The sequence below is a fragment of the Cryptosporangium aurantiacum genome, from assembly GCF_900143005.1.
GTDB classification, from domain to species: Bacteria; Actinomycetota; Actinomycetes; order Mycobacteriales; family Cryptosporangiaceae; genus Cryptosporangium; species Cryptosporangium aurantiacum.
Genome location: NZ_FRCS01000002.1, coordinates 504,381 through 529,374 on the forward strand (window position 1 = coordinate 504,381; position 24,994 = coordinate 529,374).

Sequence of the window (24,994 nt, forward strand, 5' to 3'; positions counted from 1 at the left end):
GGTTCGTCGTACGGCTGCGGTTCCTCAGACCGCAGCCGGATCGTCGGCGCACGTGGAGTCATCCGCCGGACGACGTGCCGCCGCCCAGATGTACTCGAACTGCTCCACCCAATACGCGTACCAGCGCTCGCTATCGGCCCGCCTCAGCTCGAGGTGCATCCGGGTCACGGTCGATTCGTTGTGAAACCCGTGAAATTCGACGATGACCCGGCCGTGCCGCTTCTGGGGATCGACGGCGACGATGCTGAAGCCCGGGTTGTAGTCGAGCAGCCGGTGTTCGAACTTGCCGTTGACCTGCCACGTCGACACCGAACCCAGGTGCCGCAACACGGTGGTGAGCGATTCCCGGAAGTCCTGCAGCGGGTAGGTGACCGAACGGTCGAGCTGTCGCACCGCGAGCGCGACCGCGTCCTTCGCTGCCGGGTCGAGGACGACGACCCGGACATCGCCGCCCCGGGCCAGCACCGTCTTGCGCAGCAGGTCGAGGTGCGGCATCGAGAGGAAGTTGACGCCGGACGGCGCAAACACCCACACCTCGGTCGCCGCTTTCAGCCGCGCTGCGAGCGGTACCTCCTCGAACGCCGTTCGGTCGCCGAAGACTTTCGCAACCGAGCCGACCGGTTCGGGAACCGTGATCCGATACACCAGCAGCGCCATCCCGGCCAGCAGCGCGGCCCACCGGAGGTTGTCGGGTACGACGTCACCGACGACGCTGAGCGTCGCGAACGTGAGCGCGAGGGCGGCAACGACGTAGACCTCGAGATGCCGTCCGCGCGCGACGTCCCGACCCACCCTCCGGAGCCCAGTTCTCATACCGCGACGTTCCTCTCCACGGAGCGTGCTTCACGGGTCACGCGGCTGGTTCGCCGATCGCGGTCACTGTCGCCAGCGCCTGGTCCCGCATGTCGAGAACGTCCGTGCGGCGAGCCAGGTCCGGCGAGATCCGTACCGCGCTGTCGAGGTCGTCGAGTGCGGCGTCCGGTTGGCCGAGCAGAAGAAGCGTGCGGGCTCGCCCCAGCAGTGCGTCCACCGCGCCGGGCTCGACCGTCAGCACATCGGTGAGGACGCCGTGTGCCGCCTGCGGTTGCCCGGCCCCGCAGAGCGCATCGGCCAAATCGACCTTGAGCTCGGGACTTCCCGGCGATACACGCGCCGCCACCTGTAGATCGGCGATCGCGTCGACGAACCTGCCGCACCGCAGGTGCAAGCTCCCGGTGGCGGCGAGCAGACGGCCGACGGCCGTGAGGTCCTCCATTGTCGCGAACAGCCCCGCCGCCTCGCCGTACCGTCGCTCGGCCTCGCCCGTCCGGCCCTGCCGCACGGCGATATCCGCCAGCAGCGAGGTCGCGTCAGCGCGCAGCCGGACGTCCCCATCAGCACTGAGCCGAATCGCCTCGACCGCACGATGGGCGGCGAGCTCGGGATCCCCGGCGGCCAACGCACCCTCAGCTGCCCGGAGTTGACGCTGCGCGGCTCCGAGTCCCTGGCTCGGGGTGAGGCCCGCCATTGCCAGGATCGGCGCCACCAGCCGGTCATGGGACAGCCAGTACCAGCGTGATCCGGCCCGGTAGTCCACGACCAGGATGTGTCGGCGCTCGAACTCGCGGGCGACCGCCACCGGCACACCGGCGGTCTCGGGTGTTCCCTCATAGACCGTCCCCCGGGTACCGAGGTCGGTGACGAACGCCTGCGCGAGCCACTGCCACAGTTCGGACTCCGGGATTCCGCTCTCCGCGCTGACCTCCTCAACCGCGCTTACACAGAAGTCCCCGAGCGACACCCCCACGTCGCCGTGGGCATTGCGGACTCCGAGGGTGATAGTCCGAGCCGACTCCGGCAGCGCGCGCCAGAGCGCGGTGCAGGCCAGCTGGAGGTGCAGCGGCTCGATCGCGTCGCGACCGCCGCTCCGCAACTCGGCCACGAGCTGTTCGGCCACGCCCGCGGCGTACGACCGGGTCGTTCGCTCCACCGGTTTCGTGACGGCTTCCAGTGCCGCTTCGCTGTCCAACGGCTCCAGCGGGAAGTGGCTATCCGGGCCGCCGCCGAGCGCCGGTAGATACGGCTCGAGGTCATCGAGCGCTTCCTCGCGCACCGCCAGCAGCAGGTGGACGTCCGATACCGACGCGACCGCCTCGGCCAGCTCGCCGAGAAACTCTGCATGGCATTGTCCGCGATCGGGAACGTCGACGAACAGCTCCTCGAACTGGTCCACCGGAGCCAAGAGCGGCAGTCCGGCACCGGCCTCCTCGCGTCGCCGCCGAAGGAATCCGACGATCGTCCGGCCGGCGAGCTGTTCCGACGGCGTGTTCGGTGACCAGGACGACAGCAGCGCACGCTGATACGGGTTGCCGTTCGGCAGACGACCGGACCCGAGCGAAATACGGCCGACCGGGAGAACCACCGCGGGTCGGTGTGGACGCCCGACGCCGAACAGCGGGATCACTCCGGCCCGTAACAGGGACGTCTTTCCGATTCCGGAGGCTCCGTGGAGCACGACGAGCCGGTTCCCGATCCATCGGCGCCGGAGTGCCTCTGCCTCTTCGGCCCGGCCGAAGAACCGGTCGTGGTCGTCCGTGTTGAACGGGCGACTGCCCAGGTAGGGACCGAGATCGACCGACGGCGTCGAGATACCTCGGTTCAGGTAATCCGTCATAACGACTCACCCTCCGCCCGGCGTCGGGCGACGCCCAGGGCATCCGCGACGTCGGCCCTCGCCGCCGCCGCAGGGTCGAACCTGATGGCGTCCGCGAAGTCGGCCAGGGCCGAGCGGTATTCGTGCAGCTCGACGAGGATCAAACCGCGCTCCACCAACGCGCTCGCTTCCCCCCGGTACGCGCTCAGATAGGCGCTCAGAACCGCTGCCGATGCCCTCCGCTCACCAGCGGATCGGAGCGCACGAGCGAGGTTGATCGTGATCGCCGCGTCGCCGGGATTCGCCTGCGAAGCCGCCTGCAGTTCCTCGATCGCCTGCGTCACCCGATCGGTCGCCAGGTAGAGCCGGCCGAGTTCAGCTTGCACTCGACCGATCGACATCGGATCGCCGAGGGCCGAGAACTGCTGCACGGCGAGCACGAGGTGCGTCTCGGCTTCCAGATGATGTCCGATGCGGAACGCGACGACGCCACGCAGAAACGCGCCCTCGGCACGGACGAGCGAGTCGTCACCGCTGGTGTCGACAGCCTCGGCGGCACGCCGCTCCGCCGTCGGCAGATCGCCGGCCTTCAGTGCCTGTTCGGCTTCCCAGAGCAGCTCGGCCGGTAACCGAGAGGGTCTGAGCCACGGTCGGCCACCCAGCCGGATCGGCTCCACCAAGCGGTCGTGGGTGATCTCGTACCAGCGCTGCCCATCTTCCGCGACCGAGGTGATCAGGGAGCGACGGAGCAGCACCTCGACAACCGCCGTCGGAACGTCGCTGTCCGGGAGTTCGTCGACCGGGACCGGTCGTCGTGTCCCGATCTCCGTGATGAAGGTGCGAGACAGGATCTCCCACACCCACCCCTCCGGGACATCGCCCGCGTCAGCCGCAGCAGCAACGATCTCCGCGCAGTAGGCCCGGAGCACGTGGTGCCCGTCGACCTCGGGCAACAGATCGGTCACCCGGATCACGTCCGCGTGGCGTCGCGCCCAGGCCGCCGCGCAGCAGACCTGCAAGAGCATCGGGTCTACCGGTTCCTCGCGGTTCTCGATCTCGCCGCGCAGCACGGTGGAAGTCGCGACCTTCGCCCGTTCCACCAGGACGGTGAGGGCATCCGGAGCGAATTCGATCCCGGTGCCGACGAGCGGGCGGGTCGCTGCCTCGATCGCGTCCTCGGGCGTCAGCGAGAGCAGTCGGTACCGCCGGTGCGGCAGAGCATCGAGCACGTCCTCGACCGCCATCAGATCGCCGATCTGTTCGGTTCCGATCGACACCAGCAGATGCACCCCGGCCACCTCCTCCAACGCCTCGGCGAGTAGCTCGATGAAGTCCTCCCGGTGATGCCGGGAACGACTACCACCGGTGAACAGATCCTCGAACTGATCGATAGCGCAGAGCAATGGCCTGCGTTCCGCTTTTCCGACATCGAACTGCTGCACATACTGGTTCAGGACGACGTCCAGTGGCTGGCCAACCCATTCGACGTCCGGAAACCAGGTGGACAGGAGCGTTTCCAGGTACGGGTTGGAAAGGTTTGTCGCGCTGGGCGGGCCCGGCGCGATCCGTCCTACCGGCAATACCGCCGCAGTGTCCGCATAGTCCACTGACAGCGCGGGCAGAACTCCAGCATTCAGTAACGAACTCTTGCCCACCCCGGAACTCCCGAAGAGCACCAGGAGTTGTGAACCGAGCCACAGATCCACCACCTCCCCGATTTCGCGGGAACGTCCGTGAAATCGGTCCCGGTCGAACTCGGTGTACGCGCGGAGTCCGACGTATGGGTCCGTCGGGTACGTAGTCACGAGGTACCGCCGCGTCTGGTCAACTCCGCGAAGAACGACTCTGCTGTCCCCCAGTAGACGCTGATGTTCCAGTGCGCGAGATACCGCTCCAGATAGGTCTTCGCGTGCTGCGCGGTCTCCCTCCGGCGATCCGACAACGGCGGTAACAACTGAATGCTCACGTGCCGCCGCCATTGCACGCGCGCGGTCGCCTTGAACAAGCCGTGGAACAGCGCCCGGAACGTCCAATCGTGCAGGCTGTAGCCGACGAACAACAGCGGCCGATGCGTAATCGCCGGGTAGAGAGGGCCGGGGAGCAGTCGCCGGTACTGGCTGCGCTGGTCGCGTGCCAGGTTGAGCATGAATTCGAGGTAGTCGTCCTCGGTGACGACCAGCGTCCGTGCACTGTGGAAGCTGCCGTGCAGGTGATAGACGAGCGGTTGAGGCACCGTGAATTCAGCATCGCGGGGCAGGCTGACGTCGTCACGCGACCTGCCGGTGGCCGCCCACGGGCACAAACCGGTCACCGCCTTCCGGTTGACCGCGGCGAGCGCAGACGCCATGTAGTCGTCGTAGTTGGTGGTGAGGTAGATCGGTAACGGGAACCCCGCCAGAGCCGAGTGAGGCTCCGCCGGGTCGCCACCGCGCGGCGGCGAGCAGCTGCGTAACCGCCGGCAGACCCAGTCCTTGAAGTACACGGCATCGCCGGTGACGCTCACCGCGTACTGACTCACGCGAGCCAGGTCCTCACGGTCCTCGAGGAACGGATAGTCGTACCGTAGTGCGATTTCCCGGCTGAGCTCACGGGCGGTCGGCAGAGTGCCGCTACAGGCCCCTGCGCCGATGAACGGAGTGCAGTCCCCCCGGGACAACTGATCAATCAACCTCTGCCAGTCAGCATCGTCCACCTACGCCCCCCAATCCGATCCAGATGCCGCCTCGCGTCGAACCCAGCCACGGCCTGGTCGACACGGTCCGACAGCCGACCGGTCAGCCCTGAGGGTAAGTGATGATCGGTAGTACCGGACGGCGAAGCAGTGAACGCTCATCCCCCGCCGTAACTCCTATCCCGACAAAGTTCGCAGCAATAACGCCGGGGCCGAATATGCCACTCCAACACCAAAACCCTTTCAGTACCGGAACACGCACTAGTCGGCAGTTAGAGTGCACCTAAGTCACCCGCCGATCCGGGAGGGCCCATGACGACGATCGCCGAGCGGGGTACCGGCGGGGGCGTGCCGGCCATCTGGGGCAACGTCCCGCAGCGCAACCGAAACTTCACCGGGCGAGAGACACTGTTGGAACGACTTCGGGATCAGATGAGCGGCGATCAGGACGTGACGGCCGTTCTGCAACAAGCGCTCCAAGGACTCGGTGGCGTCGGGAAAACACAACTGGCCATCGAATACGCGTACCGCTTCAGCTCGTCCTACGACATCGTATGGTGGGTCTCAGCCGACCAGTCTGTCCTCCTCCGGTCCTCCTTGGCTGCACTCGCGCCACGCCTCGGACTATCAGTCGCTCCCGGGCGGGTTGAGGACGCCCTGGCTGCGGTGCTCGATGCGCTGCGCCGCGGGGAACCTTACAAGCGTTGGCTGTTGATCTTCGATAACGCTGATCAGCCGGAAGCAATCCGCGACCTAATTCCCAACGGACCCGGCCATGTACTCGTGACATCGCGAAACCACCGGTGGAAAGGCGTCACCGAAACTATCGAGGTGGATGTATTCAGTCGAGCGGAAAGTCTTGACTTCCTCCGCAAGCGTGTTCCGGATATCGATGAGACAGCGGCTACCCAACTCGCCGACGAACTCGGCGACCTCCCGATCGCGCTCGAACAAGCTGCCGCCCTTCAGGTCGAGTCCGGGATGTCGGTCGGCGATTATCTCGACTTGCTGCACGACGCCGGTAGCCGTCTCCTCGGAGAGAACAAGCCGACGGATTACCCGGTACCGGTCGCCGCTGCCTGGAGCCTGTCGATGGCCCAGGTCCGGAAGCACATGCCGCTCGCGATGGACCTGCTGCGCCGGTGCGCCTACTTCGGACCGGAGCCGATCCCGCGCGACCTGCTCACCCGCGGCCGATACGTACTCACATCGCCGTTCGGTGAGGCCCTCCGCGACCCGCTCACGGTCAGCCGCGGCATGCGGGAGCTGGGGCGGTATGCGTTGGCTCGGATGGACAACAGCCGCGGCACCATCCAGGTGCACCGACTGATCCAGCGCCTGGTCCGGGACGAATTGACGCCGGACGAGGCGAACGAAATGCAGCACGACGTCCACCTTCTCTTGGCATCGGTGGACCCGCTGGACCCGGACGAGCCGAACACCTGGTCCAGCTATGCCGAGCTGATCGTGCACGTCGGACCGTCCGACGCGGCGCGCTGCACCCACCCCGACGTCCGCCGTCTAATCCGCCACCTGGCGCGATACTTGTACAACGTCGGTGACTACACGAACTGCATGCGCGAGATCGATTTCGCGCTCAAGCAGTGGGAAACCGACTCCGGCGAGGACGATGCCGACGTGCTCCGGCTCCGCAACCAGAAGGCTGACGTGCTTTGGGCACTGGGCCAGTACCCGGAGGCGTACGAGATTCGCAAATTGAACGTCGAACACGAGGCGACCGTTCTGGGCGAAAATCACGAGGAGACGCTGCAAGACCTTAATGGCCGAGGTGCGGATCTCCGGGCGCGCGGCGAGTTCGCCCAGGCGCTCATCCTGGATCAGGACTCGCTGGACCGACACCGGCAGGTTTTCGGCCGGGATCACACCGCCACATTCAACGCAGCCAACAACCTTGCGGTCGACTTCGCGCTGAACGGTCGTTACAAGGAAGCTTTGAGGCTAGACGAGCAGACGTACGAGGAGCGCCGCGACTTCTACGGCCGTGACGACGTTCCGATCGTCGCATTCACCCTCAACTCGATCGCGCGGGACTACCGGCAGGCCGGACACCACTCCGAAGCGCTGGAACGTGCCCGAGTCGCGAACAACGCATTCGAGGACCTGGTTCGCCAACGCATCTTGTACCCCGACCACGCTTGGGTTCTGCTACAAACCCGCAACTACTCGATCGCCCTCCGGACAGTCGGCGAGGTCCACGCCGCCCTGCAGCTCGCACGCACGGTCTACGCGGACTACCAGCGCAGTCGCAGTTCCGGGCCTCGCCATCCGGACACGTTGGCGGCGGCTGTCACGTTGGGCAACGCGCTACGGTCGGCGGAGCAGTACCAGGAAGCCGAGGAGCTGATCGAGGAGACAGTCGAGCGCTACCGTGCGGTCTTGGGAGACCACCCCTACACGCACGCCTGCGCGGTGAACCTGGCAATCGTGCGCCGTTATCTTGGCGTCCAGTCATCCCAACCTGGACTGGTCGACAATGCTCGCGGTCTCCTCGAGGAAGCCCAGGCGGCCCTCACCAGGTTGCTCGGCGACCAGCACCATTACACGCTGACCGCGGCCAACGCGCTGGCCACCACTTGTTCTGCGAGTGCCGACATAGACCGCGCCTACCAACTAGACGCCGAGGTGCTACCGAAGTTCCGGGACCTGCTCGGCGACGAGCATCCGCACACCCTGGCCGCAGCAACTAACCTGGCCGTGGATCTCCGCGTCCTTGACCGAATCGGGGAGGCGGACGAGCTACTGACGGCGACGCTCGAGATCTACCGGCGCACGCTGGGGAGCGATCATCCGGAAACGCTCGCCGCGGAGACCGGAACGGAGCGGATCGCGGTCGATTTCGATCCCACCCCGATCTGACTCCCACCGATCCATGCCGCCAGCGTCACGGGATCGGGTGCGCTGCCCGAGCACCGCTCGACGCACTCGTGTACGGCATGGACGATCTCGGGGGCGGTCTGCAGCCCGATGCCTGCCGGATGCGCTGAGGCGAGCACCGCGACGCTCAGACCCGCCCAGGCCTCGGGCATGCGAAGGTCGGCCCCCCGATACGCTTGCAATGCCGCTTCGGGCTCGTCCAACACGAGCAGCACGTCCGCGGGAGTGACACCTGGAATCGACGCCACGTCGCCGCGCAGGGCCGCGAAGCGTTCGGGGTCCCCGAGTCGGATCCGAGTAAGTCGAACGCGAGGCGACTGGGCAAAGCGTTGCGTAACGGGCACGATCTCCACCGGAACGGCTCGGCCCGCCTGTCGACCCTCCCGCCAGTCAGCGCAGAGATCCGCGATCGCGGACGGATTCGCGCGAAGGTTGCGTACCCGCCACAGGATGCGAAGGTCCTCCGCCGCGCGGTCAGCCCACTCCTGAAACGGCCCCGGCACTCGCTCAGCGAGCAGCGTCCCGAGGCGGGAGCGGATGCCTTCCAGGAAAACCGTCCCTGCCCGAGACAGCCGCTCCGAAGTCAACAGGTCGGCGACAGCTCCGTCCACGCAACGGCGCCACAGCGCGAACTCAAACTGGGCCAGTTGGCCCAGCGGCCCGGTGTCGGTTGTGCGCTGCTCCTGCCACAGATCGATCAAACCGAGGTATGCGTAGATCCCGTGTAGCAGGCCACGAGCCGGCCGGGGATCCGACCTCCACGGGGCGTAGAAGCGCTGGCTGGCGTCCTCGTCCACCACAGGAATCAGGTCGAGCAGCGCCCACAGCACGGAGTGCTGATGTTCGTGCACCAGGGCTTCGGCCAGGCTCCGTCCGGTGGCAGGTTCGGTAAGCGCTATCGCGCCGATGCTCTCTCGGGGCGTCGCACTAAGTTCTGCTGCGTTGTCCGCCCCCGCGATCGGTGTCAGGCTCGTCACGCCGATGCTGACCGCCGCGGCACGCTCGCCGTGATGGCGGACGAGCAGCTCCCAGCCAGCGTCGAGAGCAGCCTGCCAGCGTGTCACCTGCTCGTCAGTGAGTCGTCCGATAGCGCCGAGGCCCTGCCGGTCCCGGAACGGGTCGATGTCGTCGAGCTCCAGTTCGATCACCCGCCCGCCGGCCTGGCTACGCAGCCGACGCAGCGGCCACCACTGCTCGAATCCCGACCCTGGTGTGTTCACCGGAACCTGCAGCGCGCTTCCGGCGACCCGTACGGCGAGGGCATGGTCTCCGGGAGCCCACGACGCGCTGCCCCATGCCGACGGGGCGTCGGTCAGCAGTAGACCGAGCGTCGGCAGCATGACCGTGCCATCGGCTCGGGATCTGACACGCACGTCGAAGGCCTCACCCGCCTGAAACGCCGCTGCGGCGGCAATCGCACCGAAGTATCCGATGTCGTCGGAGAACGACGACGCGTCCGCGTCGTCCTTCTCCGGCACAGCGCGCAGGCAATGGAGGAGCCAGCCGCCGGTCTGCGGCTGACGGATCAACGCCTCCGCCACTTTCGGCGCTCGGCGCTGAACCGCGGTGAGCACGGAGCGGGCATGCTCGGTGCCTGCCTCCGAGAAGAGCCGCGGAGCGCGCCTCTCCACTTCCCCGAGCAGTGCGTGGATAGCGAGCAGACGGCGGCTCAATTGACCGACGGCCAATGCGCCGTCGATCCGGGCTATACCCGCGCCCAGGTGGTGAAGGTCCTCGGGGGAGACGCTTACGGCGTGCATCACTACCTACTCAGGAGTGGCGCCAGGTCTGCGGTCATTTGGCGCGAGATGTGGGCTATCAGGGTTTTCAAATCCGGACAATATACAGATGGATTGTTAAAGCCGGAGCCGCTGCGATACCGATGCGGATAATATCCACCCCCACAGATGCGTACGATCGGGCATTTTTGGCACTCTTTCGACAAACCGGCCACTCCAAGCTGCCTACTCGCAATAGCCGGATGGCGGAGCGCGTCACCGAACGGGTTGCGGGAGACATGCAGCCCTGTTGCCGCAGCTCCGTCGTACGCGGACTTCAGCGCGTCCACCTGTTCGAGGGACCCATCGGTCTCCACGACGATCAGCGTGGACGGGGTCAAGCCGACCGACTCCGCCCGACTCGCACCACCCAACAGCAGATGGATGATCTCCTCGAAGATGCGTATGCGCGGCCGCGGACTCGCCGCGTGATACCACTGGTCGAACACCGCGACCAGCCAGTCCGCATAGGGGGTGGCCTCGTCCGGCGTGCGGCGGGGAGGTGGGCAACTCCAGTTGCCGTGCGGCAGCAGGAGGTCAACCAGAGGCGGCGCGAAATCCACGAGATGCCGGTAGGTCTCCACCGGATCGGCATCCAGGTCGATGGTGGTCAAGATCCCGCGATAGAGGCGACGGTACGGTGGAGAAGCGAGGACGCGGAGTCCTTTCGCGACCTCCTGGTAACTTCCCCGGCCGTCGAGATAGATCCGCCGTCGGTCATGATCCGCAGGAATCCCGTCGAGCGAAACGCCGACCCCGATGTTGTGCCGAAGGATCACGTCGAGATTCGCCGGTGTAAGCAGGATGCCGTTCGTTTGCAGCGAAAAGTCAATATTGCACTTGGGATTCACTGCTGCCCGAATTGTCGCCGCCAGTTCAGCCAGGAAATCGGCGCCAGCCAGCAAGGGCTCGCCACCATGCAGGACAACCCGAACAAACTGGAGCTCGTACTGGTCAACGTGCTCGCTTATTCGGCAGGCAGTCTGCTGCACCGTTTCCGACGACATACGGAATGGCCGATCTCGCCAGGTTTGATCAGCCATGTGGTAAACGTAACAATAAGTGCAAGACAGGTTACAGCGCGCATGTACCTTGAGAATGAACTGCCGGAATGGCAGCTCAAATGAGTCTGCTTTGACAGATCCCGGGAGTGGGACGACCGCCACCTCGGCACCGCTTCTGGTCGAGTCCTGCGACGTCATCCGGAGGCCGTCCGCGTGCGGTTCCTGCCGCTACAAGCTCGAGGTGAAGCCAGCCGCCGTGTCGCCGACAGTCTGGGCTTCCTCCCAGATGCGCTGAATCGATCGGCCGAGGACGGAGTCCAGCGGGAGTGCAGCATGGTCGACCAGAGCCCTGACCTGGTCCAAATCCAGGCCCTGCAGATCGATCAGCTCGCCGTCGAGAACATCGACAGCGGCCGCCGCCCCCTCTGACACTGTCCCACCTTCCGCGCGGGTACCGTCGCGCGTTCGGTCCCAACGAAGCTCATCAGCAAAAAGACGACTCGCGCGCACTCTCTCGCGCACGAGAAAAACGGCCCGGTCCGCGGAGTGATCATACACACCACCGGTTGACTTCCGACACCCGAACGCGCCGGGGATCTGCGTTGCATTTCAGAGCTAAATTGAATACTCGCCCATACCCAGAGTGCTTCTAGCGCGCATGCCGGGTTGTCAACCAGCTCAAAGCCCACGAATTTCCAAGACGCGCAGCGCGAGGGCCAAGTCCAAGCGGAGCGCGGCGTCGTCGGTGAACGGTCCGACGAGCTTCTCCAGCTTGGTGATCCGGTATCGCAGCGTGTTGTAGTGGAAGTGCAACCGCCGCGCCGCCTCGGCCACCGTGCAGTTGGTCTCGAGCAGCACCGCCAGCGTCCGGCGCAGGTCGGCGTTCTCCGGCGTGTCCGCCGCCAGCTCGCCGAGAACCTCCTCGACAAAACCACGCAGCTCCGCCGTGTCCGGGATCAGCGACAACAACCGGTGCACACCCAGGCGGTCGAAGCTCGCCCTGGCACCGTCGCCGTGCAGCCGACGCCCGATCCGGACCGCCTTCCGCGCCTGCTCGTACGCCCGCGGCAACTCGTGCGGAGTCAGGGCCGGACGCGAGATGCCCAGCGAGAACGAGCGCCGCCCTCCGCCCCCGTCGCCGACCACCTGCCGCACCAGCTCGTTGACGGCTCGCTCGACGGCGTCCGCATTCGAACCCGCGGACGGGAGACCGAGCAGGACCACGACCTCCTGGTTGAAGTTGACGACCGGCGCTTTCGAATCGCGCCACCGCACGACCGACTGCCACGCGGTGGCGAACCGCTCCTGCACCGGACGCAGCTCCGGCACCGACCCGGTCGGCACCGTCACCGGGTCCAGCTCCGCGACCACCACGACCAGCGGCCGTTCCACGTCCCAGCCGAGCGACCGGGCGTGCGCCGCCGCGGTCGGCACGTCCTCGATCCGGCCGGTGAGCAGGTCGCGGAGGAAGTCCGCCCGGTACTTGCCCTCGACCGCATCGATCGCCAGCTGTTTGGTCACCGCGAGCGCGGCCACGGTGGCGGCGCGCTCCAGCGAGTACACGTCCGCGGCGTCCAGCGGAGCGTCGGAGAACGCCACGATCCGCCCGTGGTCGATCCGCCCGGCGACCACCGGCACCGTCGTGTGGAAACCACCCTCGTGCGGCCGGACGCCGGTCGGCTCGTCGTCCACCCGGAACCGGCCGGTGGAGTCGAAACAGCCGGTGTTCTCCAAACCGTCCTGGTCACCGGCCCGAGCGGACACGCGGCCGTCCGGCGTCGTGACGATCACCGGGCCGCCCAGTATCCGGGTCAGCTCGGCCGCCAGGTCGTTCAGCCCGCCGCCCTCCAGCACGACGCTGACCAGCGCCCGGTGCACCTCGTCCGACCGGGCCAGCACCGCGGCCTGCCGGTGCAGCAGCGCGCTGAGCACCTCGTTGAGGATGTCGTCGAAGCCCACTGCCTCGGCGACCTCGATGATCGGGAAGCCCCGCCGGTCGGCTTCGGCCAGGACCTCGGCCGGCAGCTCGTCCAGGTAGCGGTGCAACTTGACCGCGAGCGCGGCCAGGCCACGTTCGTCCAGCTCGCGAACCAGGTCGACGAGCTCGGAGGGGTTGTTCCGCAGCGGGTAGCCGGTGGTGAGCAGCAACTCGTGCGGCTTCACCCAGGGCAGGATGTCGGGCACCTCCATGACGTTGAGCCGCTGCACGACCCGGTCGAGACCGGCCTCGCCGGCGAGCACCCGCGCGCCCGTCAACGAGTTCGCCTCGAGGACGTCACGAACCGGCAACCCCACCGGGGACGCCGTCAAGTTGGCCGAAGGCACCCGGCCATCCTTGGCAATTCTTCCCATGCCGACCACCGTAGACGCGGACTTACGGTCGGCCAGACGAAAGGGGGTGAGGTCTTCGTGCTGCCTGCCGCCGCTTCCGTGTCGCTGGCCCCGGTGCTGAGCGGGCCGGTGCGGACCGTCACGGTCGCCGCCTCGCTCTCTCGTGCGCTGTACCTCCGGACGCCCGATGCCGAGTCCCCCGCGCTGTGCCTCGCGTCCGCGGATGCGGTGCGGGTCCCCTGCGCGGTGGTGCTCGGTCCCGGGGTCGCGGTTCCGGCCGCTGCGGTCGGCGCGACCGCCTCGGTCGGCGAGGGCCGACTGGAGATCGGCGACGTCTCCGTCGCCGTCACCCGGTGGTGGCGTCCGGCCCGCCCACGGGTGCACCTTCTTTCTTCGGACGCCAGGCAGCGGGCACTTCGCGGGCCGGCGCCGCACTTCGGGACGGACCTGGACCTCGGCGACCCCGCCGGCGCGGTGCGCACGCTGCTGGGACGCGGTGCGGGGCTGACACCGCTGGGAGACGACGTCCTGGCCGGCGCGCTGGTGACGCTCACTGCCGCGCGGCACCCCGCCGGGCAGGTGCTGGGCTCGGTGGTCTCCGAGGAGCTGGCAGCCCGACCGGGGGCCACCACGTTCGTCTCCGCCGCTCTGCTGGCCCAGGCTGCCCGCGGCGAGTGCATCCCCGAGCTCGCCGCCGTGCTCACCGACCCCGCCGACCGGCTGGAGCCCACCGTCGACGCCCTCCTCCGGGTCGGGCATTCGTCGGGGCTGGGGCTGCTGCACGGCGTCCGAATGGCGTTGTCTTTTCTGACCGAAGCCGAACCGAAGGGATCGCAGAGTGACCGCTTTGCACCATATTGAGCTGCGACGCGGCACGTACCGCGACTCGGTCCAGCTGCTCCAGGTCAGCCAGGCCGTCGGCGTCCTCGACGGGGTGACCGGCGCGATGGTCGCGATGGGCACCGAGCTCAACGTCGAGCTGATCACCGGAATGGGCTTCCGCGTGCCGGACGACGCCACTCCGGGTGACATGGTGGTGGCGATCGCCGCGGTCGACGAGGCCACCCGGGACGCCGCGCTCACCGCGCTGGAGTCGGCGCTGGCGGCCAAGACACCGCAGGCCACCGGCGACAGCACGCTCCCACCTCCCCGTACCGTCGGCGCAGCAGTGAACACCGCAGGGGCGAACCTCGCCCTGATCTCGACCCCCGGCCGGTACGCGTTCGCCGACGCCGTGGACGCCCTGGACGCCGGGGCGTCGGTGCTCGTCTTCAGCGACAACGTGCCGGTCGAGCAGGAGGTCGCGCTCAAGGATCTGGCTGCCGCCCGCGGACTGCTCGTGATGGGCCCGGACTGCGGTACCGCGGTCGTCGGCGGCGCCGGCCTCGGGTTCGCCAACGTCGTGCGGCCGGGACCGGTCGGTCTGGTCGCCGCGTCCGGCACCGGCGCGCAGCAGGCCATGACGCTGCTGGACGCCGCGGGCGTCGGCGTCTCGCACTGCCTGGGCGTCGGCGGGCGCGACCTGTCCGGCGTCGTCGCCGGCCGCTCCACGCTGGCCGCACTCGACGCGCTGGACGCCGACCCGGCGACCGAGGTGATCCTGGTGATCTCCAAGCCGCCCGCCGACGAGGTGGCTTCCCGGGTCCGCGCGCACGCTTCCGGCCTGTCCAAGCCCGTGGTGTTCGGGCTGCTCGGCAGCGGTCGCCCCGATCTCACCGCGGTAGTGACCGAGGTGCTGGGCGTGCTCGGCCGCTCGGCGCCGTCGCCCTGGCCGCGGTGGTTGCCGTCGGAAGAACCCCGTGACCTGGTCGCGCCGTTCGCGGCTGCCTCGGGGAGCCTGCGCGGCCTGTACAGCGGCGGCACGCTCTGCGACGAGGCGATGCTGATCGCGTCAGCCGCGCTCGGGCCGATCGCGTCGAACATCCCGCTGGAACCCGCGTGGGCGTTGGGTGCCGATCTGAAGGCCGACGGTCACGCGATGATCGACTTCGGCGACGACACGCTGACCGCCGGACGCCCGCACCCGATGATCGATGGGACGCTGCGCCTGGAGCGGCTGGCTACCGAAGCCGCCGACCCGTCCTGCCGCGTCGTCCTGCTGGACGTCGTCCTGGGGCACGGGGCGCACCCGGATCCGGCCGCCGAGCTGGCGCCCGCGATCGCGTCCGCACTGGTCGCGGCCGACCGTCCGTTCGACGTGGTGATCGCGCTGGTCGGCAGCGGGGGCGACCCGCAAGGGCTGGAGCGCCAGGCTGCCGCGCTCCAGGGCGTCGGAGCCCGCGTGTTCTCGTCCAACGCCGAAGCCGCTCGCGAGGCCGTCGCGATCCTGAACCCCGCCGAGGTGACCGAATGAGTTCTTTGCTTTCCGGCGAACCGACCGTGGTGACCGCGGGCGTCGATCTGTTCACCGAGGCGCTGACCGCCCAAGCCGCGGCCGTGACGCCGGTCGCCTGGCAGCCGCCCGCCGGTTCTTTCGACGCGCTGGCCAGGGTGATGGCCGATCAGCGGCGGGTTGCCGGCAACGCGCTCGCGGTGGAGCGGATGCTGGCGGCCGGAGCGACGCTGGTCGACGTCCGGCCCGCCTCCGAGGTGGTGGGGCTGCGCGCCGGGCAATTCCGGCACGCCGGGCCGCCGATCAGCTGGGAGCGGGCCTCCGGGCCGCTGCGCGGTGCGCTGATCGGCGCCGCGCTGTTCGAGGGGCTCGCCGACACCGTCGAGGACGCCGAGCACCTGCTCTCCGGCGGAGGAGCCGAGTGGGCACCGTGCCACTCCGACGGCGGGGTCGGGCCGATGGCCGGCGTGGTGTCGCCGTCGATGTGGGTGTTCGTGCTCCGCGACGAAGCGCACGACCGGACGTCCTGGTGCTCCCTGAACGAAGGGCTCGGGAAGGTGCTGCGCTACGGCGCCTACGGGCCCGAGGTGATCGACCGGCTGCGGTGGATGTCGGCGGTGCTCGGTCCGGCGTTGCAGGCCGCGGTGCGGCAGCACGGCCCGGTCGACGTCAAGGGGATCATCGCGCAGATGGTCCAGATGGGCGACGAGGGCCACAACCGGAACCGCGCGGGCACGCTGATGCTGCTGCGTGACCTGCTGCCCGCGATGCTCGACGCCGGAGTCGCGTCTTCCGACGTGGCCGACGTGGCCCGGTTCGTCGGCGGCAACGATCACTTCTTCCTGAACCTCGTGATGCCCGCCTGCAAGCTGCAGACCGCGGCGGCGTCCGGGATCCCCGGGTCGACGGTCGTGACGACGATGGCGCGGAACGGCACGGACTTCGGGATCCAGGTGTCGGGGACCGGTGACCAGTGGTTCACCGGGCCGGCGAACACGCCGCAGGGGCTGTTCCTGGGCTCGTACGGGCCGGACGACGCGAACCCGGACATCGGCGACTCGGCGATCACCGAGACCGCCGGGATCGGCGGCTTCGCGATGGCGAGCGCGCCGGCGATCGTCCGGTTCGTGGGCGGGACGGTCTCGGACGCGCTCCGCACCAGCCGGGAGATGTACGGGATCACGACCGGGGAGAACCCCGCGTACGCGCTGCCGATCCTGGACTTCCGCGGATCCGCCACCGGTATCGACGTCACGAAGGTCGTGCGGAGCGGTGTGTTGCCGCAGATCAACACCGGGATGGCCGGTCGTGTCGCGGGCGTGGGGCAGGTCGGCGCAGGGCTCGTGACGCCGCCGATGGAGTGCTTCACCGGCGCGTTGGACGCGTTGGGAGCGGCCGCCCCGCCGGTGGGCTGAGCCTGATTCCTGTTCCCCGGTAGCGCGGGCGGGTGTGAACGCGGTGCGGGTCGGTGGCACGCCCGGGAATGTCTGGGGCGTGGGCGGGCGGCGCCGATGTCGGAGGTGCGAGGGTCGCTGCCGCTCCTGCGGACCCCCCCGCGCCGCTGGAGGTCGGACCCCACAGCGGCCCTCGCACCGAACACCGGCTCGGGCCATCCCCCGCACGGCCCGACCGGTCCGGTTCGCCTGGCACCCCCCGCCGCCGGACGAACCTCGCATGCCGCCGCTCTGTGTGCCATTGCCCCCGGCACGCAGAGCGGCGGCTTTGCGTTGAGGGTTATGCGGCCGGCCTTGTGCGGCGGCCTGAACTGGCTGCGCACGGGAGGCGAATAATTCGCATCGAGCTGTGTGATGGGCTGCCGCTGAGAGCCGTACGGCAGGATGGCGGGCAGACGTGGGAACAGCAGCAGATTGTGTGAGGTGATCCGGTGAGCCCGATCCCCGGTTGGTATCCCGACCCGGCGGATCCGGACACGCAGCGTTACTGGGACGGCGAGCAGTGGCTCGGCGCTCCGCTGCCCGTCAGTGCCACCCCGCCGTCCGGCCCACCGCCGGCCGACGTGGCGAGCACCGCACCGTCCGCCCCGACACCGGGTGGCTCCGGCTGGAGCCCGTCCTGGACGCCGCCGGGCACGCCCGGCGGCGAAACGAGCACGCCGAACGCGCCCGGCACGGGAGCGCCGGGAACCGCCCTTGGCACGCCCGGAGCCGGATCCGGCGGTGCGCCCGGAACCGGAGCTGGCGCGGCCGGAACCGGGGCCGGCGCGGCCGGAACCGGAACCGGGGCTGGCGGCGCGCCCGGATATCCCGGTGCGCCGGGCTACCCGGGTGCGCCGGGCTACCCGGGTGCACCGGGCTTCCCCGGCGCCGCGGGCGCGCCCGGTGCTCAGGGTGGGCCGGGCTTCCCCGGCGCCCCGGGTGCTCAGGGCGGCCAAGGCTTCCCCGGCGCGCCCGGATTCCCGGGCGGCGCGACGGGTGGTCAGGGCACCCGCAAGCCCCGCTGGGGTCAGCCGCCGAACCTGCCGCCGGTACCGCCCGGCCACATCCGCATCCCCGGCACCACCGCCACGATGCCGATCGACACCACCAAGCTCGCGCCGCTCGGTCTCCGGGTGCTGGCCCGGCTCATCGACGTCGTCGCCGTGTTCCTGCTCTGCCTCGTCGTGAACGGGTACTTCTACCTCCAGTTCGCCGAGGAGGTCGGACCGGTCCTCAACGACGTCCTGCTCGGCAAGGAGACGCTCTCCGCCGAGGCGAGCCGCCTCAACTGGATCATCTTCGTCCTGACGATCGGCCTCTGGTTCGCCTACGAGGTCCCCGCCACCGCGAACAGCGGCCAGACGCTCGGCAAGCGCATCGTCGGCATCCGCGTCATCCGCGTCGTCGACGACCACACGCTGACGTTCGGGCAGTCGATCCGCCGCTGGCTGATCCTGATGCTGCCGAGCCCCGCCGTGAGCTTCCTGTGCGGCCTGCCGCTGCAGATCGCCGACCTGCTCTGGTGCACCTGGGACCGCCCGGCCCGCCAGTGCCTGCACGACAAGGCCGTGACGTCGATCGTGGTGCGGTCCGCGGCCGTGCCGGTCGCCGGTGGGCCGACGTCGCAGGCGCAGAAGCCGAACTGACCGAAACAGCTAGGAGTACCGATGCCGCTGACCCGCGCTGACCTCGCCACGATCCCCCGCTACGTGGCCGGCCGGAACCCGAGCGACGTCGCACGCGAGTCGGGCATCGCGGAGGCCGTGAAACTCGCCAGCAACGAGGTTCCCTACGGGCCGCTGCCCGGCGTCGTCGAGGCGGTGGCGGAGGCGGTCGCGCAGAGCCACCGCTACCCGGATCCGGGCGTCACCGCGCTGCGGGCGCGGCTGGGCGAGCGGTACGACGTCGCGCCCGACCGGATCGTCTCCGGCTGCGGGTCGGTGGCGCTGGCCGAGCACATCGTCCGCGCTGCGGTGGTGCCCGGCGACGAGGTGCTGTACTCGTGGCGCTCGTTCGAGGCCTACCCGATCATCGCGACGTCGTCCGGCGCGACGAGCGTCCGAGTGCCGAACACCGGCGCGCACGAGCACGACCTGGACGCGATGGCCGCCGCGGTGACCGACCGGACACGGGTCGCGATCGTGTGCACTCCGAACAACCCGACCGGGCCGGCCGCACACCGCGACGACCTGGAACGGTTCCTCGACCGGGTCGGGCCGGACGTCCTGGTCGTGATCGACGAGGCATACCGGGAGTTCGTCCGCGACCCCGAGGTGCCGGACGGTCTGGAAGTGGCACGAAACCGTCCGAACGTGGTCGTGCTGCGGACGATGTCGAAGGCGTGGGGCCTGGCCGGGATCCGGGTGGGCTGGATGGCGGCCGACCCGGTGGTGGCCGACGAGGTCCGCAAGGTCGTCACGCCGTTCTCGGTGAACCACGTCGCGCAGGCCGCGGCGCTGGCCGCGCTGGAGGCCGAGGACGAGATGGCCCGCCGGGTCGAGCTGGTGGTCGGCGAGCGGTCCCGGGTGCGCGACGCGCTCGTGGAGCTGCGGCCGGACGTGCCGGAGACCCAGGCGAACTTCGTCTGGCTGCCGATCGAGGACGACGCCGTCGACTTCGCGAAGGGGTGCGAGAAGCGCGGGGTGATCGTGCGGCCGTTCGCCGGCGACGGCGTCCGCGTGACGATCGGCACCCCGGCCGAGAACGACCTCTTCCTCTCCGTGGCCCGCGAACTCCTCCCGTCCTGACGGGACGCCCCCGCGGCGTTTCACGCGAAACCGGCGTCTAACCGCGGCTTAGAGGTCGGTTTCGCGTGAATGCAGGCGTTACTCGTGGGTGGCGACGCGGCAGACGAAGTCGCGCAGCACCGGCACCAGCTGCGCTAGGGACCCCGCGTCCACCCACTCGTCGTCCCCGTGGTGACCACCGCCCCGCGGACGCGTCACCGCACACGGCACCCCCACCGACGCGAACTGGGCGGCGTCGCTCGACCCGAACGACAGACACCCTCCGCACGCCACGCCGGTCACCCGCTCGACGCTCCGCGCGAACTCCGCCAGCAGCGGATCAGCGAGGTCGTGCTTGACCGGCGGAAACAGCACGAGTAGCTCCAGGTCGGCACCGTGCCGCCGGCAGATCTCGGCGACGTCCCGCTCGACCGCGGCGAGTTCCTCCGGCCCCATGACCCGGACGTCGAGCACGGCCTCGGCCTGGTCGGGCAGCTGGTTCGGCGCGGTGCCCGCCCGCAGGAAGCTGATGTTCAACGTGTCGACGTGCGGCTCCTCGACCGGGAACCGCCGGCGGATGTCGGTCAGCAGGTCGAGCAGCTTGAGCGACGCGCTCTCCCCGGTCCACGGCCGCGACCCGTGCACCGCGACGCCGTACGTGCTCACCCGCACCCGCCAGGCGCCCTTGGCGACTTCTTCGAGTTGCCAGTTGTCACCACCGTCCGGCAGCACCGCCACCCGCGCCCGGTACCCCTCCTCCTGCAGCAAGAGCTTGACGCCCAGGTCGCGGGTCTCCTCGTCGGTCGTGATCATCACGCCGAGGTCGTACCGGTGCAGCTCCGGCGCGAGCTGGTCGATCAGCGCGAGGTAGGCGGCGATCGCGCCCTTCATGTCGAAGACACCCCGCCCGATCAGCCGATCACCGTCCCGCTTCAGCGTGAAGAGGTGCTCGGGCCCCGGGACGACGTCCAAATGAGCAGTGAGCATGACGGTGGGCGTCATCGTCGGGTGCACGGTCGCGACCAGCGCACCAAAACCGTCCTGGTCGAATCTGCGGATCCGCATCCCACGCTCGGCGAGGAACTCGCCGATCAGGTCGAGTCCCTCCTCGGACGCGGCGAGGTTGCCGGACACGGTCGGCAGCGCTACCAGGCGCTCCAACCACGGCAGCAGCAATTCCGCACCGCCCGGATCGGCCGCGACAAGGTCCCAGTCCAACAAAACCCTTCCCCAGAAAACGGGCCCAGCCCCAACGGAATGATCGGAGGGCATCCCGACGCCCCTCACCGGCAGTGGTCCGGTCCGCACCCTACCTACCGGTTCCCGGTGTCCATTCCCCTAACCCACCGCATCGACCGACGGCCGGCCGAGGGCAGCTGCCTCGGCCGCCAGCGCGGCCGCTCCGTCTTCTTCCCAGAGCCGGGCGTATACGCCGTCAGCGGCAACCAGATCCGCGTGGGTTCCCTGCTCGGCGATCTGCCCGTCGGCCATCACGATGATCCGGTCGGCGCGAGCGGCGGTCGCCAGCCGGTGCGCGATGACGACGGTCGTCCGCCGCCGCGACAGCGCGTCCCCGGCCGCGAGCACGACGGCCTCGCTGGCCGGGTCGAGCGCGGCGGTGGCCTCGTCGAGCAGCAGCAGGTCAGGGTCGACCAGCTCGGCGCGCGCCAGCGAGACCAGCTGACGCTGGCCCGCCGAGAGCCCTCCGCCGCGCTCGGAGACCGGGTGCCGGAACCCGCCGCGGATCGATCCGACCATGCCGATCGCCCCGACCGCGCGGGACGCGTGCTCGACCTGCGCAGGCACACTGGCCGGCCGCCCGTAGCTGACGTTCGACGCCACGTCGCCGGTGAACAGGTGCGGTTCCTGCGGCACGACGCCGAGCCGGCTGCGGTAGTCGGCCAGCCGGTACCGCCGCACGTCGACCCCGTCGACCAGCACCGCGCCGTCGGTGACGTCGTAGAACCGGGCCAGCAGCTTCAGCACGGTCGACTTGCCCGCGCCGGTCTCCCCGACCAGAGCGACGGTCTCGCCGGGCTCGATCGTCAGCGAGACGCCACGGAGCGCCTCGGTGTCGGCACCGGCGTACTGGAAGCGCGCCTCGCGCAGCTCGACCCGGCCGGTCAGCCGGTCCGGGATCGGCGTCGGGTCGGGTGCGTCGCTCACCGACGTCGGCGTGCGCAGCAGGTCACCGATCCGGCCGAGGCCGATCCGGGCCTGCTGGTAGCCGTCGAAGACCTGGGAGAGCTGCTGGATCGGCTGGAAGAACAGCCCGAGGTAGAGCAGGAACGCGGTCAGGATGCCCGGCGTGACGCCCCCGCTCGCGATCCGGTGCGCGCCGACCGCGAGCACCGCGGCCTGTGCCAGGTCGGAGAGCAGCGCGACGAACGGGAAGAACGTCGCGATGTAGGTCTGCGCCCGCATCCGCGACTGACGGTAGGCGTCGCTGCGGTCCGCGAAGTCGGACGCCGACCGCGCCTCCCGCACGTACGCCTGCGCGACGCGCATCCCGGAGACGTTCTCTTGGAAGTCCGCGTTGACGATGCTGACGCGCTCGCGGGCCTGCTCGTACGCCGCTGCCGACAGGCGCCGGAAGATCAGCGTCCCGATCACCACGATCGGCAGCACGGCGAGCGCCACCAGCGCCAGCCCGGCGTCGGTGATCAGCAGCGCGGCGGTGACGCCGACGATCGTCAGGACGCTGACCACCGCGGTCGCCAGCCCGGTCTGCAGGAACGTCGAGAGCGCGTCGACGTCGGTCGTCATCCGGGTCATGATCCGGCCGGCCAGTTCGCGCTCGTAGTAGTCGAGCCCGAGCCGCTGCAGGTGCGCGAAGCTGCGGATCCGCAACAGGTAGAGCACCTTCTCGCCGGCCTTCGACGCGGTCACGGTCTGGGTGCGGACCGCGAGCCAGTCGACGAGCACGACCAGGACGCCGAGCGCACCGATGAGCGCGAGCTGACGCCCGGACCCGCCGACCACACCGGCGTCGATCGCGTGCTGGGCCAGCAGCGGGAACGCGACCGTGGCCAGCGCGTCGACCGCGATCAGCGCGATCGTCGCCCAGAGCAGCAACCGGACCGGGCCCAACAGCCGGCCCAGGCGGAACTCCGGGTCGGCCGCCCGCGGGTCGAGGCCGGGCAGGTCGGGGGTCTCGGTCGCCGGTGGCAGCGCCCGCACCTGCGCCAGCAGCTCCGGGGTGGCGGGCATGCCGCCCTGGTCACCGTGGAAGCCGCCGGGACCGCCGCGGCCGCCGCCGCGAATCGCCCCGGACGCCCGCGCCTCGAGCGCCTGCACGGCCCGGTCGTCGGTGGGCGCGACCAGCGGGTCGTCGGCGTCGTCGACCTCGGGCCAGAGCGCGGGTGTCACGCCGTGGGCGTCCGGTTCGGGGGCGGCACCCTGGGTGCCGACCGGGTCGACGTCGCCCTCCTCGTCCGGACCGGCCAGCAGCGACCGGAACAGCGCGCACCGCTCGACCAGCTCGGCCTGCGTCCCGACGTCGACCACCCGGCCGCCGTCGAGGACCGCGACCCGGTCGGCCAGCGCGAGCGTGGACCGCCGGTGCGCGATCAGGATCGTCGTCCGGTCGGCGGTGACCTCGCGCAGCGTGGCGTGGATCGCGGCCTCGGTGACGTTGTCGACCGCGGACGTCGCGTCGTCGAGCAGCAGGACGCGCGGGTCGGTGAGGAGCGCGCGGGCCAGCGCGATCCGCTGCCGCTGACCGCCGGAGAGCGTCAGGCCGCGCTCACCGACGAGCGTGTCGTAACCGTCCGGCAGCGCGGTGATGAAGCCGTGTGCCTCGACCGCCCGCGCGGCGGCCTCCACCTCGGCTTCGGTGGCGTCCGGCCGGCCGTACGCGATGTTGGCGCGGACCGAGTCGGAGAACAGGAACGCTTCTTCGAAGACGACGCCGATCGCGCCGCGCAGCTCGGCCAGCCGCACCTTCCGCACGTCGACGCCGCCCAGCGCGACCTCGCCGCCGCGGACGTCGTAGAAGCGGTTGAGCAGCAGCGAGACCGTCGACTTACCGGAGCCCGGCGGACCGACCAGCGCGAGCGTCTCGCCCGGCCGGACGTCCAGCGAGAGGCGGTCGAGCACCGTGTCGTCGGGGGTGTAGCCGAACTCGACGCGGTCGAGGGTGATGCCGAGCGGCCCGTCCGGCAGCGGCATCGGGTTCGGGTCGTCGACCACCCCCGGCCGGCTCTCGATCACGTCGTAGACCCGCTCGACGCCTGCCCGGGCCAGCTGCCCCATCGTGAGCAGACCCGACACCACCCGGGTCGCGCCGGCCAGCGTGGCGAGGTAGGCCGCGAACGCGACGAACGTCCCGATCGTGATGCGGTCGGTGAGCGCGAGCCACCCGCCGAGCGTGAGCACGGCGACCTGGCCGAGCTGCGGGAGCGCGGCGAGCGTCGGGGTGAGCACCGCGTTGATCCGCGCCGCGCGCATCCGGTCGGCGAACAGGCGCCTGGCCGTGCTCTCCAGCTCGACGATCTCGCGGGTCTCCTGGCCGAAGCCCTTCACGACCCGGACGCCGGTGACCGCCTCCTCGACCCGCTCGGCGACCTCACCGGCCCGCTGCTGGGCCGACCAGGTCGCCGGGAACAACCGCTGGCGGCTCCGGCCGGCGGCCCAGGCGACCGCGGGGGCGACCGCGAGCGATACCAGGGTCAGCGGCACCGAGAGCGAGAACATCGCGACGACCGCGATGACGAACAGCAGCACCATGCCGAGCGAGAACGGGACGAACGCCAGGATGCCCTGCACCAGCTGCAGGTCGGAGATGGCTCTGGAGACGACCTGGCCGGTGCGCAACGCGTCCTGGCGGGGACCGTCGAAGCGTTGCAGGGTCGTGAACACAGCGTTTCGCAGGTCGTGCTGGACGTCGAGCGAAAGCTTGCCCGCGGTGTACCGCCGCACGAACGTCGCACCGAACCGCAGCACGGCCAGACCGGCCAGGATGCTCGTGATCAGCGTGACCTTGTCGACCCGCCCATCGATCGCGTCGTCGATGGCTTCCCTGGTCAGCAGCGGTGCCACACCTTCCAGAAGGGTGGCACCGATCGAGGCGGCGATGACGCCGACGACGAGGCGGGGATGTGCCCAGCAGGCAGAGAAGAGGCGGCGGATCCATCCGGGGGAGGTGGGTGTGGGCACGTTACGGAGATTACTTCGCGGCTCCGACATTC

The 24,994-nt window shown here is 69.6% G+C and carries 15 protein-coding genes and 2 pseudogenes; 6 read left to right on the plus strand and 11 right to left on the minus strand.

Features of this window, described 5'->3' with window-relative positions:
* Positions 1-24: 24 nt before the first annotated feature.
* Genes BUB75_RS09180 through BUB75_RS09195 form a run of 4 tightly spaced genes read right to left on the minus strand, consistent with a single transcriptional unit; the run spans position 25 to position 5,150 of the window.
* Positions 25-813: a hypothetical protein gene (locus BUB75_RS09180; RefSeq protein WP_143175092.1), complete on the minus strand. Its 789-nt coding sequence runs from the start codon at positions 811-813 to the stop codon at positions 25-27.
* A 37-nt stretch (positions 814-850) separates the two neighbouring features.
* On the minus strand, positions 851-2,653 hold the full coding sequence (locus tag BUB75_RS09185) for an nSTAND1 domain-containing NTPase (protein WP_073254264.1): 1,803 nt from the start codon (positions 2,651-2,653) through the stop codon (positions 851-853).
* The gene (locus BUB75_RS48445; RefSeq protein ID WP_342761125.1) at positions 2,650-4,437 is read right to left on the minus strand and encodes an nSTAND1 domain-containing NTPase; all 1,788 of its coding nucleotides are present in this window, start codon (positions 4,435-4,437) and stop codon (positions 2,650-2,652) included. Before BUB75_RS48445 ends, BUB75_RS09185 begins: the two co-directional genes overlap by 4 nt.
* Positions 4,434-5,150 carry an SIR2 family NAD-dependent protein deacylase gene (locus tag BUB75_RS09195; RefSeq protein ID WP_143175093.1) on the minus strand — a complete coding sequence of 239 codons (717 nt, stop codon included), beginning with the start codon at positions 5,148-5,150 and terminating at the stop codon, positions 4,434-4,436. The genes BUB75_RS48445 and BUB75_RS09195 overlap by 4 nt, the downstream gene beginning before the upstream one ends.
* A gap of 465 nt (positions 5,151-5,615) precedes the next feature.
* Between BUB75_RS09195 and fxsT the strand changes: the two genes are divergently transcribed.
* Positions 5,616-8,180, plus strand: a complete 2,565-nt coding sequence (gene fxsT / locus BUB75_RS09200; protein ID WP_073254273.1) for an FxSxx-COOH system tetratricopeptide repeat protein — start codon at positions 5,616-5,618, stop codon at positions 8,178-8,180.
* Here the strand turns inward: fxsT and BUB75_RS09205 are convergent.
* From BUB75_RS09205 to BUB75_RS09220, 4 genes are all read right to left on the minus strand, one after another.
* Positions 8,108-9,958 carry an HEXXH motif domain-containing protein gene (locus BUB75_RS09205; protein ID WP_073254277.1) on the minus strand — a complete coding sequence of 617 codons (1,851 nt, stop codon included), beginning with the start codon at positions 9,956-9,958 and terminating at the stop codon, positions 8,108-8,110. The two genes, fxsT and BUB75_RS09205, sit on opposite strands and share 73 nt — an antisense overlap.
* A gap of 2 nt (positions 9,959-9,960) precedes the next feature.
* Positions 9,961-11,178, minus strand: a complete 1,218-nt coding sequence (locus tag BUB75_RS09210; RefSeq protein WP_084740568.1) for an FxsB family cyclophane-forming radical SAM/SPASM peptide maturase — start codon at positions 11,176-11,178, stop codon at positions 9,961-9,963.
* Between the two features lie 30 nt (positions 11,179-11,208).
* Positions 11,209-11,412, minus strand: coding sequence for a hypothetical protein (locus tag BUB75_RS46145; RefSeq protein ID WP_073254280.1), 204 nt, complete (start codon positions 11,410-11,412; stop codon positions 11,209-11,211).
* Between the two features lie 246 nt (positions 11,413-11,658).
* Positions 11,659-13,305: a PucR family transcriptional regulator gene (locus BUB75_RS09220; protein ID WP_218617395.1), complete on the minus strand. Its 1,647-nt coding sequence runs from the start codon at positions 13,303-13,305 to the stop codon at positions 11,659-11,661.
* Positions 13,306-13,389: 84 nt separating this feature from the next.
* Here BUB75_RS09220 and BUB75_RS09225 point away from each other — a divergent pair, with 84 nt between their 5' ends.
* The 5 genes from BUB75_RS09225 (at position 13,390) to hisC (ending at position 19,826) form a co-directional block, all read left to right on the plus strand.
* Positions 13,390-14,172 carry an oxamate carbamoyltransferase subunit AllH family protein gene (locus BUB75_RS09225; RefSeq protein WP_073254286.1) on the plus strand — a complete coding sequence of 261 codons (783 nt, stop codon included), beginning with the start codon at positions 13,390-13,392 and terminating at the stop codon, positions 14,170-14,172.
* Entirely contained in the window at positions 14,150-15,664 is a 1,515-nt protein-coding gene (locus BUB75_RS09230; RefSeq protein ID WP_073254288.1) for an AllF/FdrA family protein, read from the plus strand. The genes BUB75_RS09225 and BUB75_RS09230 overlap by 23 nt, the downstream gene beginning before the upstream one ends.
* Positions 15,661-17,058 carry a YlbE family protein gene (locus BUB75_RS09235; protein ID WP_073254291.1) on the plus strand — a complete coding sequence of 466 codons (1,398 nt, stop codon included), beginning with the start codon at positions 15,661-15,663 and terminating at the stop codon, positions 17,056-17,058. Before BUB75_RS09230 ends, BUB75_RS09235 begins: the two co-directional genes overlap by 4 nt.
* 470 nt (positions 17,059-17,528) lie before the next feature.
* Positions 17,529-18,725: an RDD family protein gene (locus BUB75_RS46150; protein ID WP_073254294.1), complete on the plus strand. Its 1,197-nt coding sequence runs from the start codon at positions 17,529-17,531 to the stop codon at positions 18,723-18,725.
* A 21-nt stretch (positions 18,726-18,746) separates the two neighbouring features.
* Positions 18,747-19,826: a histidinol-phosphate transaminase gene (gene hisC, locus BUB75_RS09245; protein WP_073254297.1), complete on the plus strand. Its 1,080-nt coding sequence runs from the start codon at positions 18,747-18,749 to the stop codon at positions 19,824-19,826.
* Between the two features lie 78 nt (positions 19,827-19,904).
* On the opposite strand, the gene BUB75_RS09250 is transcribed toward hisC, so the two are convergent.
* From BUB75_RS09250 to BUB75_RS09255, 3 genes and pseudogenes are all read right to left on the minus strand, one after another.
* Positions 19,905-21,023 carry a M20 family metallopeptidase gene (locus BUB75_RS09250; protein ID WP_073254300.1) on the minus strand — a complete coding sequence of 373 codons (1,119 nt, stop codon included), beginning with the start codon at positions 21,021-21,023 and terminating at the stop codon, positions 19,905-19,907.
* A 120-nt stretch (positions 21,024-21,143) separates the two neighbouring features.
* Positions 21,144-21,350 (minus strand): annotated as a pseudogene (locus BUB75_RS48785) (ABC transporter ATP-binding protein); the annotation flags it as partial.
* 81 nt (positions 21,351-21,431) lie between these two features.
* Positions 21,432-24,992, minus strand: a pseudogene (locus tag BUB75_RS09255) (ABC transporter ATP-binding protein); the annotation flags it as partial.
* Between the last annotated feature and the right edge of the window lie 2 nt (positions 24,993-24,994).

Bases quoted from the DNA above. Each gene is read 5' to 3' on its own strand.
- BUB75_RS09235 (WP_073254291.1), top strand. From the start codon at position 15,661: ATGAGTTCTTTGCTTTCCGGCGAACCGACCGTGGTGACCGCGGGCGTC.
- BUB75_RS09205 (WP_073254277.1), bottom strand. From the start codon at position 9,958: ATGCACGCCGTAAGCGTCTCCCCCGAGGACCTTCACCACCTGGGCGCG.
- fxsT (WP_073254273.1), top strand. From the start codon at position 5,616: ATGACGACGATCGCCGAGCGGGGTACCGGCGGGGGCGTGCCGGCCATC.
- hisC (WP_073254297.1), top strand. From the start codon at position 18,747: ATGCCGCTGACCCGCGCTGACCTCGCCACGATCCCCCGCTACGTGGCC.
- BUB75_RS09210 (WP_084740568.1), bottom strand. From the start codon at position 11,178: ATGACGTCGCAGGACTCGACCAGAAGCGGTGCCGAGGTGGCGGTCGTC.
- BUB75_RS09180 (WP_143175092.1), bottom strand. From the start codon at position 813: ATGAGAACTGGGCTCCGGAGGGTGGGTCGGGACGTCGCGCGCGGACGG.
- BUB75_RS09185 (WP_073254264.1), bottom strand. From the start codon at position 2,653: ATGACGGATTACCTGAACCGAGGTATCTCGACGCCGTCGGTCGATCTC.